The sequence below is a fragment of the Methylophilus sp. Leaf416 genome (genome assembly GCF_001424665.1).
In the GTDB taxonomy this organism is placed as follows: Bacteria; Pseudomonadota; Gammaproteobacteria; order Burkholderiales; family Methylophilaceae; genus Methylophilus.
Genome location: NZ_LMQS01000004.1, coordinates 280,358 through 298,939, shown reverse-complemented (window position 1 = coordinate 298,939; position 18,582 = coordinate 280,358). Strand labels below are relative to the sequence as shown.

General features: G+C 50.2%; 14 protein-coding genes and 1 riboswitch. Of the genes, 9 read left to right on the top strand and 5 right to left on the bottom strand.

The features are described 5' to 3' along the window. Window positions 1–4: 4 nt before the first annotated feature. A complete protein-coding gene (locus ASG34_RS11130; RefSeq protein WP_055830500.1) occupies window positions 5–1,048 on the bottom strand; it encodes a rod shape-determining protein in 1,044 nt (347 codons plus the stop codon). Window positions 1,049–1,172: 124 nt separating this feature from the next. Between ASG34_RS11130 and gatC the strand changes: the two genes are divergently transcribed. The 3 genes from gatC to gatB are packed head-to-tail and all read left to right on the top strand — an operon-like array spanning window position 1,173 to window position 4,456. Beyond that, the gene (gatC, locus tag ASG34_RS11125; protein WP_055830499.1) at window positions 1,173–1,460 is read left to right on the top strand and encodes an Asp-tRNA(Asn)/Glu-tRNA(Gln) amidotransferase subunit GatC; all 288 of its coding nucleotides are present in this window, start codon (window positions 1,173–1,175) and stop codon (window positions 1,458–1,460) included. A 59-nt stretch (window positions 1,461–1,519) separates the two neighbouring features. Continuing rightward, window positions 1,520–3,010 carry an Asp-tRNA(Asn)/Glu-tRNA(Gln) amidotransferase subunit GatA gene (gatA, locus tag ASG34_RS11120; protein ID WP_055830905.1) on the top strand — a complete coding sequence of 497 codons (1,491 nt, stop codon included), beginning with the start codon at window positions 1,520–1,522 and terminating at the stop codon, window positions 3,008–3,010. After that, window positions 3,011–4,456 carry an Asp-tRNA(Asn)/Glu-tRNA(Gln) amidotransferase subunit GatB gene (gene gatB / locus ASG34_RS11115; protein WP_055830497.1) on the top strand — a complete coding sequence of 482 codons (1,446 nt, stop codon included), beginning with the start codon at window positions 3,011–3,013 and terminating at the stop codon, window positions 4,454–4,456. Between the two features lie 71 nt (window positions 4,457–4,527). Here gatB and ASG34_RS11110 read toward each other — a convergent pair whose 3' ends face one another. The 3 genes from ASG34_RS11110 to ASG34_RS11100 all read right to left on the bottom strand — a co-directional run bounded on the left by ASG34_RS11110 (window position 4,528) and on the right by ASG34_RS11100 (window position 9,843). Further along, the gene (locus ASG34_RS11110; protein ID WP_055830495.1) at window positions 4,528–5,523 is read right to left on the bottom strand and encodes a response regulator; all 996 of its coding nucleotides are present in this window, start codon (window positions 5,521–5,523) and stop codon (window positions 4,528–4,530) included. After that, a complete protein-coding gene (locus ASG34_RS11105; RefSeq protein ID WP_055830493.1) occupies window positions 5,520–9,224 on the bottom strand; it encodes a PAS domain S-box protein in 3,705 nt (1,234 codons plus the stop codon). The genes ASG34_RS11110 and ASG34_RS11105 overlap by 4 nt, the downstream gene beginning before the upstream one ends. 211 nt (window positions 9,225–9,435) lie before the next feature. Further along, on the bottom strand, window positions 9,436–9,843 hold the full coding sequence (locus ASG34_RS11100; RefSeq protein ID WP_055830491.1) for a hypothetical protein: 408 nt from the start codon (window positions 9,841–9,843) through the stop codon (window positions 9,436–9,438). Between the two features lie 149 nt (window positions 9,844–9,992). Further along, window positions 9,993–10,107, top strand: a riboswitch (TPP riboswitch). A gap of 29 nt (window positions 10,108–10,136) precedes the next feature. On the opposite strand from ASG34_RS11100, the gene thiC reads away from it, so the two are divergent. The 3 genes from thiC (at window position 10,137) to ASG34_RS11085 (ending at window position 14,546) form a co-directional block, all read left to right on the top strand. Further along, complete coding sequence (thiC, locus tag ASG34_RS11095) at window positions 10,137–12,062, top strand: phosphomethylpyrimidine synthase ThiC (protein WP_055830489.1); 1,926 nt, start codon at window positions 10,137–10,139, stop codon at window positions 12,060–12,062. Between the two features lie 164 nt (window positions 12,063–12,226). Then, on the top strand, window positions 12,227–13,882 hold the full coding sequence (locus ASG34_RS11090) for a hypothetical protein (protein ID WP_235559784.1): 1,656 nt from the start codon (window positions 12,227–12,229) through the stop codon (window positions 13,880–13,882). Window positions 13,883–14,030: 148 nt separating this feature from the next. Continuing rightward, window positions 14,031–14,546 carry a hypothetical protein gene (locus ASG34_RS11085; protein WP_055830485.1) on the top strand — a complete coding sequence of 172 codons (516 nt, stop codon included), beginning with the start codon at window positions 14,031–14,033 and terminating at the stop codon, window positions 14,544–14,546. 48 nt (window positions 14,547–14,594) lie between these two features. Here ASG34_RS11085 and ASG34_RS11080 read toward each other — a convergent pair whose 3' ends face one another. Then, window positions 14,595–15,134 carry a YaeQ family protein gene (locus tag ASG34_RS11080; protein ID WP_055830903.1) on the bottom strand — a complete coding sequence of 180 codons (540 nt, stop codon included), beginning with the start codon at window positions 15,132–15,134 and terminating at the stop codon, window positions 14,595–14,597. Window positions 15,135–15,328: 194 nt separating this feature from the next. Here ASG34_RS11080 and ASG34_RS11075 point away from each other — a divergent pair, with 194 nt between their 5' ends. Genes ASG34_RS11075 through ASG34_RS11065 form a run of 3 tightly spaced genes read left to right on the top strand, consistent with a single transcriptional unit; the run spans window position 15,329 to window position 18,582 of the window. Then, window positions 15,329–15,991: a TetR/AcrR family transcriptional regulator gene (locus ASG34_RS11075; RefSeq protein WP_055830484.1), complete on the top strand. Its 663-nt coding sequence runs from the start codon at window positions 15,329–15,331 to the stop codon at window positions 15,989–15,991. Continuing rightward, a complete protein-coding gene (locus tag ASG34_RS11070) occupies window positions 15,978–17,420 on the top strand; it encodes an efflux transporter outer membrane subunit (RefSeq protein ID WP_055830481.1) in 1,443 nt (480 codons plus the stop codon). Before ASG34_RS11075 ends, ASG34_RS11070 begins: the two co-directional genes overlap by 14 nt. Window position 17,421: 1 nt before the next feature. Beyond that, a complete protein-coding gene (locus tag ASG34_RS11065; RefSeq protein ID WP_055830479.1) occupies window positions 17,422–18,582 on the top strand; it encodes an efflux RND transporter periplasmic adaptor subunit in 1,161 nt (386 codons plus the stop codon).

The window sequence follows — 18,582 nt, the reverse complement described above, 5'->3', positions numbered from 1 at the left end:
TACATTACTCACTGGCAAACACATTGCCCAATTTATCCATTTCTTCCAATGCACGGCCACAACCACGGGCCACACAAGTCAATGGGTCTTCAGCAACGATGACCGGCAAGCCGGTTTCTTCCACCAGCAAACGATCCAGGTCACGCAGTAACGCGCCACCACCGGTCAGTACCATGCCTTTTTCAGCAATATCGGCACCCAGTTCTGGTGGCGTTTGTTCCAGTGCGGATTTCACTGCACCGACGATAGAGTTCAGAGGCTCGGTAAGTGCTTCCAGGATTTCGTTGCTTGAAATCGTGAATTTACGTGGCAGGCCTTCCGCCAGGTTGCGACCGGTGACTTCCATTTCCAGCACTTCAGAACCCGGGAAAGCGGAGCCGATTCTTTTCTTGATTGCTTCGGCGGTAGGTTCGGAAATCTGCATGCCGTAGTTACGGCGGATGTAGTCGATAATCGCCTGGTCAAACTTGTCGCCACCGACGCGTTCGGATTTGGCGTACACAATACCACCCAGTGAAATCACGCCAACTTCCGTGGTGCCGCCGCCAATATCCACCACCATGGAACCAGTCGCTTCAGCCACCGGCATGTCAGCACCAATGGCAGCAGCCATTGGCTCTTCAATCAGGAAAACCTGTTTGGCGCCGGCGCGCTCGGCAGACTCTTTAATCGCACGGCGTTCAACCTGGGTGGAACCTACCGGTACACAGATGATGATGCGTGGGCTGGGTGAGAACCAGCGGGATTCATGTACTTTACGGATAAAAAACTTGAGCATTTGCTCGGTGATGGTGAAGTCGGCAATCACACCATCCTTCATCGGGCGGATCGCCTGGATGTTGGCTGGCGCACGTCCCAGCATGCTTTTCGCATCGGAACCCACTGCCAGCAACACTTTTTTACCGTTGGGCCCGCCCTCGGTACGAATGGCAACGACAGACGGCTCGTCCAGCACCACACCCTTGCCGCGCACGTAAATCAGGGTGTTGGCTGTGCCAAGGTCGATTGCGAGATCATTGGAGAAGTAGCTGTTAAGTGCACCGAACATGTTTTATCCTGTAAAATTCCGACTTTTGAAGCGCCAGCCGAGTGTGGCTTGAAATCAAGGTATAATAGCGCAAAACGCACATGAAATTAAGATGTGATTTCGAATTCTTGAAGACTTATCCTCTATGGCACTCAATCTTGAAGACATTAAACGTATAGCGCATCTGGCTCGCATCGAAGTCAGTGACACTGAAGCGCAAGAAACTTTAAATAAACTTTCCGGCATTTTAGGGCTGATCGAGCAAATGCAAGCAGTAGATACCGCCGGAATTGCGCCTATGTCGCACTCACAGGATGTCACGCAGCGCTTGCGTGAAGACGTGGTCACCCAAACCAATCAGCGCGAACTGTTCCAGTCAATTGCCCCTGCCACGCAAGATGGGTTATATCTCGTGCCCAAGGTCATTGAATAAACATTGATCAAACGCAGTGATCAAATAATTAAGTCGCCACCTCCTTTACGGTTTTAATGATGATTAACAGTAGCCTTAAACAGCTGGGCCAACAGTTGGCCAGCAAGCAAATTTCCAGTGTCGAGCTCACGCAAGCCTACTTGCAGCGCGTGACGCAACTCAATCCGACCATCAATGCTTTTATCACGCTGGATGAAGAAAAAACCATAACCCAGGCCAAGGCCGCTGATGCGCGTATTGCTGCCGGTGACTTCGGGCCGCTGACGGGTATTCCGCTCGCCCAAAAAGACATTTTTTGTGCCAAAGGCTGGCGCACCACTTGCAGCTCGAAAATGCTGGAAACCTTTATTGCGCCTTATGACGCACATGTGATCAGCCAGTTTGATGCTGCCGGCGCCGTGAACCTTGGCAAAACCAATATGGACGAATTCGCCATGGGCTCCTCCAACGAGACCAGTTACTTTGGTGGCGTGAAAAACCCCTGGGACTTTGACCGCGTACCTGGTGGTAGCTCGGGCGGTTCCGCAGCTGCTGTCGCGGCGCGCTTGTGCGCAGCAGCGACTGGTACTGACACCGGTGGTTCCATCCGTCAACCCGCCTCCCTGTGTGGCTTCACTGGTTTGAAGCCTACTTATGGCTTAGTCTCCCGCTATGGCATGATCGCGTTTGCTTCGTCATTAGACCAGGCAGGTCCGATGGCTAAGTCGGCTGAAGACTGTGCCCTAATGCTCAATGTGATGGCTGGTTTCGACGAACGTGACTCCACCAGCGTCAACCGCGAAAAAGAAGATTACACGCGTGGCCTCGCCCACATGCATGGCGAGCAACCGTTAAAAGGCCTGCGTATCGGCCTGCCAAAAGAGTACTTTGCCGAAGGCCTGAGTGCTGATGTTGCCAAAGTGATTGAAACGGCGATTGCCGAATACAAAAAACTGGGCGCTGAAATCGTGGATATCAGCCTGCCGAATAACAACCTGTCTATCCCGGTGTACTACGTGCTGGCGCCTGCAGAAGCTTCCAGCAATTTGTCTCGCTATGACGGTGTGCGTTACGGTCACCGCGCTGCCGAATACAATGACCTGCAGGAAATGTACATGAAGTCGCGCGCCGAAGGCTTTGGTGCCGAGGTTAAGCGCCGTATCCTGATTGGTACCTATGTATTGAGCGCCGGTTACTACGATGCCTACTACCTGAAAGCCCAGCAAATCCGCCGCCTGATTGCGCAGGATTTTGTGGAAGCATTCAAGCACTGTGATGTGATCATGGGGCCCGCTGCCCCTTCGACAGCCTTTAAGGCCGGGGAGAAGACCAGCGACCCGGTCGCTATGTACCTCGAAGATTTGTATACCATTGCCGTCAACCTGGCCGGTTTGCCTGGCATGAGTATTCCTGCCGGCTTTGCCCAAAATGGCGATGGTAAACCGCTGCCAGTCGGCTTGCAGATTATCGGTAATTATTTTGATGAAGCGCGAATGCTGGATGTCGGCCACGCCTATCAACAAGTAACAGACTGGCATACCCAAATGCCAGTAGCATTGGAGAACATCTAAATGCAGTGGGAAGTCGTGATCGGGTTGGAAACCCATGTGCAGTTACAAACCAAGTCCAAACAATTCAGTGGCGCTTCGACCACGTATGGTGCTGAGCCAAACACGCAAGCTTGTGAAGTGAGTATTGCGTTGCCGGGTGTGTTGCCGGTCCTCAATAAACAGTCCGTGGAATGCGCGATCAAGTTTGGCCTGGCTATCGATGCCGACATTGCGCCCCGCAGCATTTTCGCTCGCAAGAATTACTTTTACCCGGATTTGCCTAAAGGCTACCAGATCAGCCAGTTCGAATTGCCGGTGGTTGGCAAAGGCAAAATCACTATCCAGGTGCCTGCAGGTAAAAATACTGAAGCTTACGAAAAAGTCATCAACATCACCCGTGCGCATCTGGAAGAAGATGCCGGTAAATCCGTGCACGATGCGGTTGAAGGTATGTCCGGTATCGATTTAAACCGCGCGGGTACGCCATTGCTGGAAATCGTGACGGAACCGGATATGCGCAGTGCGGCGGAAGCGGTTGCCTATGCAAAAAAACTGCACGAACTGGTGCAATGGATAGGCATTTGCGACGGTAACATGCAGGAAGGTTCGTTCCGTTGCGACGTTAACGTGTCAGTGCGTCCAAAAGGTACAGAAAAACTGGGCACCCGCCGCGAAATCAAGAACCTCAACTCGTTCAAATTCATGTTGCAGGCGATTGAGTACGAAACCCAGTGGCAGATCGAAACACTGGAAGATGGCGGTACCATTCAACAAGCCACTATCCTGTTTAACCCGGACACCGGCGAAACCCGCGCCATGCGTTCCAAGGAAGAAGCCAACGATTACCGTTATTTCCCGGACCCCGATTTGCTGCCGCTGGAAGTGACAGAAGCTGATAAAACACGCGTCAGAGCAGATATGCCGGAATTGCCGCAAGCGTTACAAGCGCGTTTTACCAGTGAGTACCAACTCTCCGGTTATGATGCCAGTAACCTGACCAGTTCACGTGCAGTGGCTGATTATTTCGTTGCTGTAGTGAATGCGGGTGGCGACGCCAAACAGGCTGCTAACTGGGTGATGGGCGCACTATCGGCCAAACTCAATGCGGAAGAAAAAACGGTTGCCGAGAGTCCGGTTTCCGCTGGCCAGCTCGCAGCATTACTCAAGCGGATTGCTGACAACACTATTTCTAACAATGCTGCTAAACAGGTGTTTGAGGGATTATGGGCAGGTGAAGGCGAGGTGGATGCCATTATCGAAGCCAAAGGCCTCAAACAAGTTTCAGACACCGGCGCGATTGAAGCGATTATTAATGACGTGCTGGCGGCAAACCAGGCCATGGTCGAAGAATACAAAGCCGGTAAAGAAAAAGCCTTTAATGCGCTGGTGGGTCAGTGCATGAAAGCATCTAAAGGCAAGGCCAACCCGGCACAGGTCAATGAGTTGCTGAAAAGCAAACTGGGTTAATGACCATCTTTCCTAACGCCATCTGATTGGCGAGAGGGTTGAGGTTTAACAGGAAAAAGATGGCGTGAAGATTACTCTTCGCGCCATTTTGCGTTAATGGCGATCAAATCTGGTAAACAGTTCAGCAGGGCTTCTACCACCGCCGGGTCAAAGTGTCGGTTGCTTTGTGATTTGATTTCTTCTACTACCTTATCAATTGGCCAGGCCTCTTTGTAAGGGCGTTTGCTCAGGAGCGCATCAAACACATCGGCGATGGCCACAATGCGGGCTTCAATCGGAATCTCTTCCCCTTTTAAACCATATGGGTAGCCGGTGCCATCCCATTTTTCATGGTGATACAAGGCGACGGTATAGGCCAGTTTGATCAGCGGTGAAGTGGATTTATCCAGGATATCTGCCCCCAGTTGAGGATGGGTACGCATGGTGGCCAGTTCCTCCTCATCCAGTTTGCCGGGTTTAAGTAGTACCTGGTCGGGGATACCAATTTTGCCGATGTCATGCATAGGCGCTGCATGTACCAGTTGTTCGGCAAAGCCCGCATCCATGCCCATTTCCAGGGCTATCCGGCCAGAGACATGGCTCATGCGGATCACATGCATACCGGTTTCATTGTCCTTGAATTCTGCTGCACGTCCCAGGCGTTGGATCAGTTCCAGGTGCGTGCTTTTCAACTCGTCGATATGAATCAGTGACAAATGGGTTTTGACACGCGCCCGCACAATAGCAGGTGAAATCGGCTTGTTAATATAATCAACGCCACCGGCTTTAAATCCTTGTGACTCATCGGTTTCATCCGCCAGCGCGGTGACAAAAATCACCGGGATGGTCTGGGTGTCAGGGTCATCTTTCAACTGTTTGCAGACTTCAAAACCGGTCATGCCAGGCATCATGACGTCGAGCAAAATCAGCCGCGGCTTTTCTTTTTTCACCAGCTCCAGTGCATCCATACCATTCTTGGCAAAGCTTAAGCGATAGTCGTCCTGCAAAACTTGCTTGAGTACTTTCAGGTTGAGCGGTTCGTCGTCGACAATCAGAATCCGCGGTTGCTGGGTAATATAATCCGTCATGAAGGTATTCCTTGTGTCTGGGTCTCCAGTAGTTGGTCGATCTGCATCACTGCTTGTTCAAAATCAAACTCGTTCAGAGATTGCACAATGGCATTGCTTGCTTCGCGCCAGTCGGCAGGGGCATGCCGCATCAGTTTGTTTGCCAGCGCATCATCCAGTTCTGCCATGGCAGCCAACGTGCGTAGTGCTTTCAACCAGCTGATGATCTGGTCTATATCCGTGTCTTCACTGGCAGCGGGGTTTCCAACAATTGCTGGTTGCAAGTCTTGCAATGAAGTAAACGCTTGCTGCAATGCTTGGGCAAATGTCTGCAACTTCTCAATCAATGCCCCAGATTCTTGCCAGGTTTCTTCTGTGATATGTTCCAGTGCATGATAAATAGACTGCATTTTCGGTAGGGCAAGATTGGCGCTCACGCCTTTATTGGCATGTGCGATGAGCTTTAATGTTGCAAGGTCATTCGCCTGTATAGCGTCGGTTAAGTTATCTATGTGCCTTGGCGTTTCCAGCAAATATTGGCCGACCTCATGCAAATAAATCTGTAGGTCGCCCCACAACATCACGCCTTTGTTGAGGTCGATATCTTGCTGGGTCATGGTTTGTGCAATGTGAGTCGCGGGTGGTGAGACAGTCACGCCATGCAGCACCCGCGCCATTTCGGCCAGCAATAACGGTAATTCAATAGGTTTGGAACTGAATCCATCCATATCGGCCTGTTTGGCTGCTAAACGGTCCTGCTCCAGAACGCTGGCCGTCAAGGCGATAATCGGCGTTCTATCCCAGCCTGCTTCGCGTTCCATCTCGCGAATGCGAATGCTGGCGGTTAAACCATCGACCACCGGCATCTGTACATCCATCAAAATAATATCAAATGCCCGGGTTTGCAGGGCGTCTATGACTTCTTGGCCGTTGGTGGCCAGTGTGACTCTATGGCCCTGTTTCTCGAGCATGATATGTAACAGTTTGCGATTTTGTTCAATATCATCAGCTGCCAGAATATTCAGTGAAGGCAGGAAATTCTGGCTGGGATTAAGCTCAATCGGGCTCTCTTTGCGCGTGCCCTCTGCTAAAGGCAGGGTGACACTAAAGCAACTACCTTGCCCCAGCGTGCTGGCGGCAGTGATACGGCCATTCATCAGTTCCACCAGCTGTTTACTAATCGTAGTACCTAGTCCGGTGCCGCCAAAACGGCGGCTCATGGTGGCATCCGCCTGGGTAAAAGGCGCGAATATGCTTTCCAGACGATCGGCATCAATGCCGATGCCAGTATCTATCAGGTCAAACTGTATTTCTCCATGTGGCGTGGGGTAAACTTTTAATTCGACATAGCCGGATTCGGTAAACTTGACCGCGTTACCGAGCAGATTGGTTAACACCTGGCGGATGCGATGTTCAGCACCTTTGTAATAACCAGCGGCTTGCGGATCCAGTGATAACTTTAATTCGATCTGCTTTTTACGTGCTTGCAGCCACAAAGATGAAATCACGCTATCGACCAGTTCGCGCATGGAGAAATCCAGTATTTCCAGTTCCAGCATGCCTTTTTCCAGCTTGGCGCTATCGAGAATGTCATTCAGCAAATGCAGCAGGGACTTGGCCGACTGGCTGATGGTCGACAAGTAATTGCGTTGCTCCTGCTGCATGGCGGTGTCGAGCAGCAATTCACTGAAACCGATAATCGAGTTCATCGGTGTGCGGATTTCATGACTCATATTGGCCAGGAAAGTGCTTTTTACATTGGCCGCCTCTTCAGCTTTATCCTTGGCCTGCAGCATTTCCTGTTCCATCTGTTTGCGTTCACTGATGTCGATCATAAACATCACCACTTTAATGACCTTGCCATCTATATTGCGTATCGGGCTATAGGAGGCATGAATCCAGATTTGCTTACCATGTTTGCCATAGCGCAAGAATTCGCCATGCACAAACTCACCTTTTTTAAGCGAAATCCACTTTTGTTTATAGCGGTCTGTGGAGACAAAGTCCGGTGGACAAAGGATGGAATGATGGCGGCCGCGGATTTCAACCAGCTCATAACCGAGCAAGTCCAGAAAGCTGCGATTGGCGTTCAGCACGAAACCATCAATGCTGAACTCGGCCATGCTGGTGGAATTATTAATGGCATTGGCAATCCCTTCAAACTCCGCATTTTTGTGTTTGGATTCGGTCACGTCTAGCATAACCCCGTCAAGTGCCTCGGCCCTACCATCGTTGCTGTAAATGGCGGAGGCAAACTCCGATATCCACTTTTCATTACCATTGCGGTCAGTAATCCTGTATTCAATCGCATAGTTGGTACGGTTGCCAACCGCTGCTTCCACGATTGGTTGGATCCGCTGGGCATCGTCGGGATGAATCAATTGCGCAAAGTTAACTGACCCATTCAGGAAGTCTTCAACTGCCCAGCCGGTCATTTCCAGCGCAGCATCGCTGATCAGACGCATACTCCAGTTCTCATCCAGATTGCAGCGGAACGTCACGCCGGGTATGTTGTTCATCATGGAGCGGATCTGCTGATCTTTTTCTCGGATCACCTTTTCAATCGTTTTACGCTGCGTGAGGTCGGTAATAAATCCAACAAATAATCTTTCATTCGGCAGCTTGACCTCGCCCATTGCCAGGCGAATGGGGAATAACGTACCATCTTTTTTGATGGCATCTAGATCGTGGCCTTCGCCTAGCGCCTGCGCATTTGCAGCATTGGTTTTAAAGTAACGCCAGCGATTTTTAAAGTCGGGTTCGGGCATTAACATCGAAATGTTTTGGCCCTCAATGTCGGATTTTTGCCAACCAAACAGCCGCTCCACCGCTTCGTTGCAGGAAATAATCTGACCGCTGGTGTCGATAGTCACAATGCCATCCACCGCAGTATTCAAAATAGTCGATAATCTGGTTTCGCTGACCTGAACACTCGCCAGGGCCTGTCGGTAACTGATCAGCACATTGATTGCCGCGGCAATGATGCCTATCAATATGGTGACCAGCGTAATGCCTAGTGCCAGTGAAATGGATTGGTTATCCTCAGGATTGAAACCGGGTTGTGCCTGCCCGATAAAGCGCGCAGAGGCCATGCCGGTGTAATGCATGGCGGTGATGGCACTGCCCATTAACGCACCGCCTAGCAAGATGCTGACTTTGGCTGGCAGCTTGCCTGTCTGGTTGAGGAAAATACCTGTCCATAATGAAAGGGTGGCCAGACTGATCACCACAACGACAGACATCAATACCCAGGCCAGGTCAAATTTGAGCACAGGCTCCATTTTCATGGCTAGCATGCCGGTGTAATGCATGGCACCGATACCGGTGCCGACTGAGAGCCCACCTTTAATCAGTTTACTGTAATCAAGCTGGTTCTCTGTCATCAGGTTGAGTGCGTAATAAGAGGCCAGGATGCCGGGCATCATCGAAATCATGGTGACTTCCGGGTTGTAAGTGACTTTTGTGCAGATTTCGTAGGCCAGCATGCCGATAAAATGCATGGCCCAAATGCCTGCTCCAAGGGAGATTGAGCTGGCGATAATGGAAAACTTCTGTGACACCAGCGAAGTTTGTTTTTGTGAAATGCGGGTTAGCTGTAGCGCCAGCACCGAGGTGCCGATGGCTACCAGCGCGGATAGTATCACTAGCCATGGATTATAAGTTCCATAGAGCAGGGCGGTGGGCGATCCTTCCCTGAAAAAGAAAATACTGTACCAATCCATGCGGTGATTGCCCTCAATAAAAAATGTTAATCGTGCTAGCGATATTTTATCTTGTGCATACGATAAATAATATTGAGAACAATGCTGTTTTTAAAGGCTATTTCGCCATTTAGGTGATTGAAATACATCGGTATTTTGCATGTGTCGGAAAAGCAGAAAACCCCGCAGATGCAGGGTTTTTCTGGGGCAGGCAGTGCTGATTTTCAGGTGGTTAATGACACAGCACGTGACAAATCAGCTGGTAACAAATCGTCATAAAGCCGATGGTGGTCAGCATAAAACTGATGGCAGAAAATACCTTCCATTTCATTTTGCTCCAGAAATCGGTATCAAATGCCGCAATGGTGAAAATGGTCGGGTTGGTAAAGCCGCCGATAGCCATGCAGACACAGGCAAAATGATGTAATTCAATGCCAGCGGTTTTGGATGCAGCAAAAAAGCCAAGTTGGAAAAGTGCCATCAAGGCGTAATCCACGTGGGCACGGATCATGGTTTTGTAATCGACCAGAAAGCCGCCATCGATTCCCTGAATAGGAAACCAGCGTGCAAAAGTCATCAACCATGCGGATAAAATTAAAGCGGTAGTACAAGCGACTGCGCCTATCAATAAGACGTCCATTTTTCTCTCCTGAGCTCTGATTTAAAAGGGTTTCCCGTATTGTTATTGTGTCGGGAAATGTGATTGTAGACAGATCTGTCTGTCTGTCAATATGCTGCATTATTCAATGCATGAAAACTTGCGTTCTCCGGCGTTTTCGCGCACAATTCGTTCCTTGCTAGGGGTCTGTAAATCCTTCATTTCATTCGAAGTTTTTACAGTGAGAGTTACCCTTCGAACCTGATGCGGGTTATTCCGCCGTAGGGAATGCATATCTCCGCGCATCCTTACGTCTTTATCTTTTAAGGATGCCAATGAACGCCATAGACAAAAACCTTCAGTCCCAGACTCCGCAATCCCAGATTTCTCAAAGCAAAAATATCAAATTCGTCAACGCGGATGCCAAAGTTGATGAAGGGGCTACCAAACCTTTCGCTAAGTCACGCAAAATCTACATACAAGGTTCACGTCCGGACATCCAGGTGCCGTTCCGTGAAATCTCGCTGAGTGATACGCCTTCCAGTTTTGGCGGTGATGTTAATCCCCCGGTAGTGGTATATGACACTTCCGGCCCTTATACCGACCCAGCAGTAGAGATTGATATCCGTAACGGTTTGCCTGCTTTGCGCGCGCAATGGATTATGGAACGTGGCGATGTAGAGCAGCTGGATGGCCCGACCTCTGAGTTCGGTCTGCAACGTCTGATTGATCCCGAGTTGTCGCAAATGCGTTTCAACCTGCATCGCAAGCCGCTGCGTGCCAAAGCTGGCATGAATGTGAGCCAGATGCACTATGCACGCAAGGGCATCATCACGCCGGAGATGGAATTTATCGCCATCCGCGAAAACCAGCGCCGTGAAAACATGAGCGAATTGCTACAAACGCAGCATCCTGGCCAGAATTACGGTGCCAGTATTCCACCAGTAATCACGCCTGAATTCGTGCGTGACGAAGTGGCACGTGGCCGTGCGATTATCCCTTCCAATATCAACCACCCCGAAATCGAGCCCATGATCATTGGCCGTAATTTCCTGGTTAAAATCAACGCCAATATCGGTAATTCCGCACTGGGTTCTTCCATCTCTGAAGAAGTGGAAAAAATGGTATGGGGTACGCGTTGGGGCGGTGACACTGTGATGGATTTGTCCACTGGTAAAAACATCCATGAAACCCGCGAATGGATTATCCGTAATTCACCAGTGCCTATCGGTACCGTGCCTATCTACCAGGCGCTGGAAAAAGTGAACGGCAAGGCTGAGGACCTGACCTGGGAAATCTTCCGCGACACCTTGATCGAGCAGGCAGAGCAGGGCGTTGATTACTTTACGATCCATGCTGGTGTGCGCCTGGCTTATATCCCGATGACGGCCAAGCGTATGACCGGCATCGTATCGCGCGGTGGTTCTATCATGGCGAAATGGTGCCTGGCGCATCATAAAGAGTCATTCCTCTATGAGCATTTTGAAGATATCTGCCAGATCATGAAGCAGTACGATGTATCGTTTTCGCTGGGCGATGGCCTGCGTCCTGGTTCTATCTACGACGCCAACGACGAAGCGCAATTTGCCGAGCTGAAAACGCTGGGTGAGCTGACGCAAATCGCCTGGAAACACGACGTTCAATGCATGATCGAAGGCCCCGGTCACGTGCCTATGCACCTGATCAAGGAGAACATGGACCTGCAACTGGAGCACTGTGGCGAAGCCCCTTTCTATACATTAGGCCCTTTGACCACCGACATCGCCCCAGGCTACGACCACATCACTTCCGGGATTGGCGCGGCGATGATAGGCTGGTATGGCTGTGCCATGCTCTGTTATGTGACACCGAAAGAGCATTTAGGCCTGCCGGACAAAGAGGATGTGCGTGTTGGTATTATCACTTACAAGATTGCAGCCCATGCTGCCGATTTGGCCAAAGGCCACCCGGGCGCGCAGATTCGTGACAATGCTTTATCCAAAGCACGGTTTGAATTCCGCTGGGAAGACCAGTTCAACCTTGGCCTGGACCCTGAAAAAGCCAAGGAATTCCATGATGAAACCCTGCCGCAGGAGGGCGCGAAGCAAGCACACTTTTGCTCTATGTGCGGCCCGCATTTCTGCTCGATGAAGATCACACAGGATGTACGTGACTATGCGGATAAACTGGGCGTGGATGAGCAGGCCGCTTTGCAAAAAGGTATGCAGGAAAAAGCGATAGAGTTCGTGAAAAAAGGCAGCGAGGTTTACCAGAAAGTTTGATTGCCCAAAAGGTTGTACAAACCCTGTAAATAAAACCGGCTAACCGCCGGTTTTTTATTGCTTTAAATTTGCTTATTTAATGAGCAAAGCTAGTCTTTTTCTCAACATTCAAATCAGTGCTTACGCGATATAGTCTACAGTCTACACAGCGCATATAGGGTTGCATGATGGCAGATAACCTGCAAAGCAGCATCGTAAGAGACTTCCGGCAAACATTGTTGTGGCCGATACAGCTGATGACGGAAAACAGCGATCCCTATGCCATGCATTGCCCGTGGAAGACCTTAAGCGCCGACCCTGAGTCGAAATGGGTGGAAATAAAGGACGAATTTTTACAGGATTCGCCTCACTTAAGTGAAGCACGCTATCAGGAGTTCGTCACTTTCTTGCCATTTGCGCAGCGTTTTTTATACGGCGAAGGCCGCCACGGTCGCGAAGCCGGTGGCTATGGCGAGTCGCCTATCCATATTTTTACCCGCAGCGATATCAGCCATGTCCGCATTAAATTGCATGACGAACCCGAAAGCCTGCTACTACGGGTTTCGCATGTAGAGCTTTATTTCTTTTTTGACATCGATGTTGCGATGCTGGCGTTCGAAGTTACCGGCAACGACTTGCCATTAAAATCTGCCATGGAGATTCTTTACCGTCTGGGCCGCACCTACCCAAACTATTGGGATGATACCGGTGAAGGCGGACACTGCGCAGAGCGCATTGAATGGCTGGACAAACAGGGTGTTGTCATTGCCCGCTCGGATTATGAAGACAAGGGGCGCTACCTTGCCTATGTAAAAGAAAACCACGTGCCGTGCGTGTCTTTACATTGGCTGGCGTTGCTGCATCCATTGGTGCCGCATTATTCCGGGCAGCAGGGCGCGCTACGCTATCGTGAAATAGAGTATCAGCGCATGCCGCTGATGGCTTACCTGTCTTTTGATGATGTCAGCCAGCTCAGCCGCGGCGATATGATTCGCCTGGGCCTGGTCTGCCAGCCCTGGCATTCAGAAACTTTGCCCTTTACCGAACACTTTTTGCAGGAGTTTGAAAAAAACAACTGCTATGACCGCTACTGGGATGAGTCACGCGTAGACCCATGGAGCACCACGCGCATCATGTGCACCGGGCAAAATTTTGTGGTGGTTGGCAGTCATCAGCACCGTGTTTTTACCAATGAGAAAACCGGTATCAAGCGTCATTACCAGAACCAGTATTTCCTGCTGTTCCTGATTGCGCATTTCCAGAAAGCGGCCCTGCTGATGCTGTCTGACCGCATGGTACAAGCCATCAGCCGGCTGGATATCCAACGAGAAGATTCGGTCAAGGCATTCCGCGCGCGCATCCGCCATGCAACGGCAGTATTTTTAAGATTTACGCACCGCTACTGGTTTGAGAATGTGTCAGACCAGGCAGTCGCCAAAGACCTCTTCACCCTGATGCTGAAACAGCTGGATTCTGTGAGCCTGTTTGAAAAAACCCGCCGCCGCATTATGGATATGGCGGAATACCTGGAAGGCGAAGAAATCAAACGCCAGGCCGATACCGTGGTGCGACTCACAGTAGTCACGATTCTGGGCCTGATAGGCACCATGACCAGCGGACTGCTGGGCATGAACCTGATAGATCTTACCCAAAGCAATTTGATGGAAAAGGTGGCTTATTTTGCACTGGTGTTTATCCCGGTTAGCCTGCTTACGTTTTACACAGTGATTAAATCCAGAAGGTTATCGCTATTCCTGGACGCGCTTTCTAACGAAGGAGCAGGGCTGCGCTACAAGTTGAGCAAGCTTAAGAGTGTGTGGATGGGTAGGCTAGAAGATTAAAAATACCTATAAATTAAGCAGTTAGTACGTGATTCCTTGGTTTGAATCGAAAAGTGAGTTGCACTTTCACATGTGTTAAAAAGTGAATCTTTGGGCTAATACCTTATCCAACATCACAACATGATGTGAATCGATGAGGAGAAACGTAATGAGACGAAAACTCTATTTTGTTTTGCCGAATGTCAACACTGCCCACATCATGATGGATAAGTTACTGCTGGATAGAATTGACGAAAACCACATCCATTTTCATACCGAAAAAGAGCAGGAATTGGGTAATTTGCCTAAAGCAGTCGCCATGGAAAAATCCGATGTTATTTATAGCGCCATGGGCGGTTTTTTGTTCGGCGCTTTATTTGGTTTGCTTGGTGGCGTATTGGCTTATATGGTGCCGTGGTGGTTTGGCGAAGTTTCGCTCACCGTGATCCCCTACTGCATCATATTAGGCGCGTTGGCTTGTGCTGCCTGGGCAGCTGCGGTGGCAACAGCGGCGCCCAGTTATCGTATCAGGTCGTATAAAAGCGCGATGGAACAGGGTAATGTCCTGATGATTGTGTCAGTGCCATTGCGCAGGCTGAGTGAGATTCGCCGCCGTTTAGCCAGCCGTCATCCGGAGGCAATTTACACTGGGATATGGCCTGCCGAACATCATTTGTTTCCATAATAAAAAAGCCAGCAGTGCTGGCTTTTTAGTATCAATTCAATGATTCTCTCACTCAACTTCTTTCAAGCGTATCACTTCCAGCTCGAAACTACCGTCTTCATAACTCACTAGTATTTGCTGATCCTGGATTGTAACGCTGATCGAGAGGCTTCTAGCCGCAGCTGCCGCCAGTTGCTCGGTATCAGGCAGGTTAATCACCGTGACATTGTCGAGCTTGAGTATCGCTTTACTGTTCTGTGCCCACCACATATCGGCAGTCCTGCCGCCATATAACACCTGCACCACATGTCTTGATCTGCCACAGGCTTTGCGGATTTCGCGCTCTTCCGGCAGCCCAACGCATATCCAGCGTTCAATCGCGCCAGTTAAATCTTTTTGCCACAGATCTGGCTCATCTTCTTCGCTGAGTCCATTCCCAAATGCCAGGTTTTCATCGGCATACAGCACAAACGCCAACAAACGGACCATTAATCGCTCATCCGTTTCCGAGGGATGTTTGGCCAGCGTAAGGTTGTGCTGTTGATAGTAATGCCTATCCATATCCGCAATATTGAGGTCTATTTTATAGATGGTGGATTTCAGCGCCATGCCTGAGCAATCTCGTTTAAATTTAAGTGATGCGAGTATAGCAAAACCTGCATGACAAGCACCGGTAATCATCATCGGGACACTCAAGTATCACGGCTGATACAACAAACTACTTGCGTGGTTAGAGAAAATGCTTAAAATAAAAATGAAACGTTTTATTTTTATTTATGCAGAATCCTACATTTTTATCCGCAATGGACATTTCACCCCATAAAGTTAAAGCTGGCCGCCCCAAAGCGGGCACCGAGCACGAACGCCATGCGTTGATGCTGGAGCAGGCATTAGAGCTGTTTATGGTTGAAGGTGTTTCACAAACCAGCGTTGCACGCATTGCAAACGTGTGCGGGGTTTCAACGCGAACCATTTATGAGCGCTTTGATAATAAATATGCGCTGCTAATTGCAGCGATCAAACATATGGTGGAAAAAGATGTCTCTGCCATGGTGCAAATCGATAATCTATCTAACCAGACGCTGCAGCAGGTGCTGACCGATATTGGCCGCTTTATGCTCAATCGAGTACTGGAACCGCGCATGTTGTCCTTCTTTAAAATTGGGGTGGCCGAAGCCTCGCATTTACCGGAATTAGCCCGCGCGATGAAAGCGGTGGGGCCGGAGCGGATTCATCAAATGCTGTCTGATATCTTTAGTTTCTATGCCGCAAAAAACATGTTGCCGACCCTGGATTTCAAGCGCGCTGCCGAGTCTTATTGTGAGCTGCTGATTGCCTCACCGCGTCAGAAGGCTTTATTTGGTGTACTAGGTCCAGACTGGGATGCCGAAGAGCACCTCACTTTTGTGGTGAATTTGTTTTTGCACGGATTACACGGAATGGAGCCAGCCAATGCAGTTAAGTAAACATTGGATTTGGCTATGCATACTGCCGCTGGCCGGATGTTCGGTCATTGATGAATATATCCGCCCCAACCCGATCACGGTTCAGGAGTGGCAAGCACCGTTACCACATAACGGCAACGTCAGTTCATTAACCAACTGGTGGGCGCAATTCAAAGACCCGGTGCTGGATCAATTACTGGCACAGGCACAAAAAGAAAGCCCTTCGCTGGAAATTGCGCTGGCTAATATCCGTACCGCGCGAGCTAACGTACTTTCCGCACGCGCGCAGGGGATTCCTGATTTAACCAGCACCGGTAGTATGAACCGCAGTAAAGGCGGTGGTGGTGGCGGAGCGTTCCCTGCCACTACGATTGAGATTGATTCGATTACGCTGGATGCCAGCTGGGAAGTCGATCTGTTTGGCAAAATCAAGGCAGCTAAACAAGCAGCCAAAGCACAACTGGAAGCGAAAAAAATCGCGTGGCACGATGCACGCCTGACGGTAGCGGCAGAAGTCGCGAACAACTACGTGAATTATCGTGCCTGCCAGGCTTCGGTGAATGCATTGCAAGGCGCATTTAACTCGCGGAAAGAAACCGCGCGTTTGACAGGCATTTCTGCCAAGGCCGGCTTTACTGCCCCGTCTGACCTTGCGCTGGCAGAGGCAGCGACACATGCGAGTGAATCTACACTGGATGGTCAGCAGGCAGAATGTGAAGGTTTGGTAAAAGCTTTGGTTGAATTAACCAACTACCCGGAAACGGAGCTTAAAGCTTTACTCGCCAAAGGCAAAGGCGTGCCGCAACCAGCAATGTTTGAAGTCAATGCATTGCCGGCAAGCTTGCTGACACGACGCCCGGATCTGGCAATTGATGAGCGTAACCTCGCGGAGGCCAGCGCCAATGCAGGCGTAGCCAAAGCACAACTTTATCCAAGTTTGACATTGAGCGGTTCGATAGGTTATCGCCGCACAAACTTTGGCGGTACGGTCACCCGCGCTGACACCTGGTCATATGGGCCTTCAATTAAATTGCCGATTTTTGATGGCGGTACTTTACGTGCCGACCTGGCCGAAGCGCGCGCCAATTTTGATAGCCTGATGGCGACTTACAAACAGGATGTACGCAAGGCATTGAAGGAAGTGGAGCAGGCGCTGGTAAATCTCGATAGCGCCAACCGGCGTGCGCAGTCCGAGCAGGCCAGTGCGCAACAATATGCACGTTATTTCGAGGCGGCTGAGTTGAACTGGAAATCCGGTGGTATCGACTTGCTGTCACTGGAAGATGCGCGCCGCCAGAAAATAAATGCCGAGCTGAATGTAGTGACGCAGCAAAAGAACAGAGTTTTACAGTGGATTGCCCTTTACAAAGCCTTTGGTGGTGATTGGTATGAGGTGCAGCAGCAGGCAAAGCAGGACACAACAAAAGACACGACAGGAAAAGGTAAATAGCATGGCTAGACGCTCAAAAAAAGGAATATTTCTGGTCATCGCCGCATTGCTGGTGGGCATAAGTGTATGGTTTTTCCAGCATCCATCACATAAGGCTGAACTGGCGGAAAAACGAGGCAATCGTGCTACAAAAGACGGCGCTAACGGATTAAGCAAAGCAACATTAAGTGTAGAGGCGACCCGCCCGGCGGCAGTGCAATGGCCGATGACGCTGGTGTTGAATGGCAGTATTTACCCCTGGCAAGAGGCGCTGGTGAGTGCCGAAATAGCCGGTTTGCGTATTCAACAGGTGTTAGTCGATGTGGGTGCGCAGGTCAGCAAGGGTCAACCGCTGGTACTGCTGGCGGATGAAACCGTAAAAGCAGATTTACAGAAACAACTCGCCACAGTAGAAAAAGATAAGGCAGCACTGGCGGAAGCTAAAAGTAATGCCGACCGCGCCAATGAAATTAAAGACAGTGGCGCATTGTCTGCCCAGAAAATTAATGAGTATGTGATTGCCCTGCAAACTGCCAAAGCCAATCTGGCATTATCTGAAGCAGAACTGGAAAACCAGCGTATTCGTATTCGCCAGACTAAAGTGGTGGCGCCGGATGATGGCGTGGTTTCTGAACGGTCCGCCAATCTGGGTAATGTCGTTTCTGCCGGTACCGAATTGTTCAAGCTGATCCGCCAGAATCGTATCGAATGGCGCGGCGAAGTCAATGCTGACCAGCAAGCCGCGTTGCATACCGGGCAGACCGTCACGCTTAACCTGCCCGGTGGCAAAACCGTGGCCGGCAAGGTGCGCCTGATTTCGCCGGTGGTGGATAACAATACGCGTAATGCGCTGGTGTATGTCGATATCCCTAAAAATAGCGCCAAGCCTGGGATGTACGTGCAAGGAAAAATCGATATCGGCCAGCAACAAGGCCTGGCGATCCCTTTAAGTGCAGTGACATACCGCGATGGTTTTGCCTATGTGTTTGTATTGGGTAATGCGAATGCGGATGGCATGAGTAGAATCACGCAACGCAAGGTAAAAACCGGCCGCACGCTGGGTGAGCAGATTGAAGTATTGAGTGGTGTAGATGCCGCAGAAAAACTGGTGCTCAGCGGCGGCGCTTTCCTGAATGATGGCGACACTGTAAAAGTGGTGACTATCGCCAAGGCCGGAGCTTAA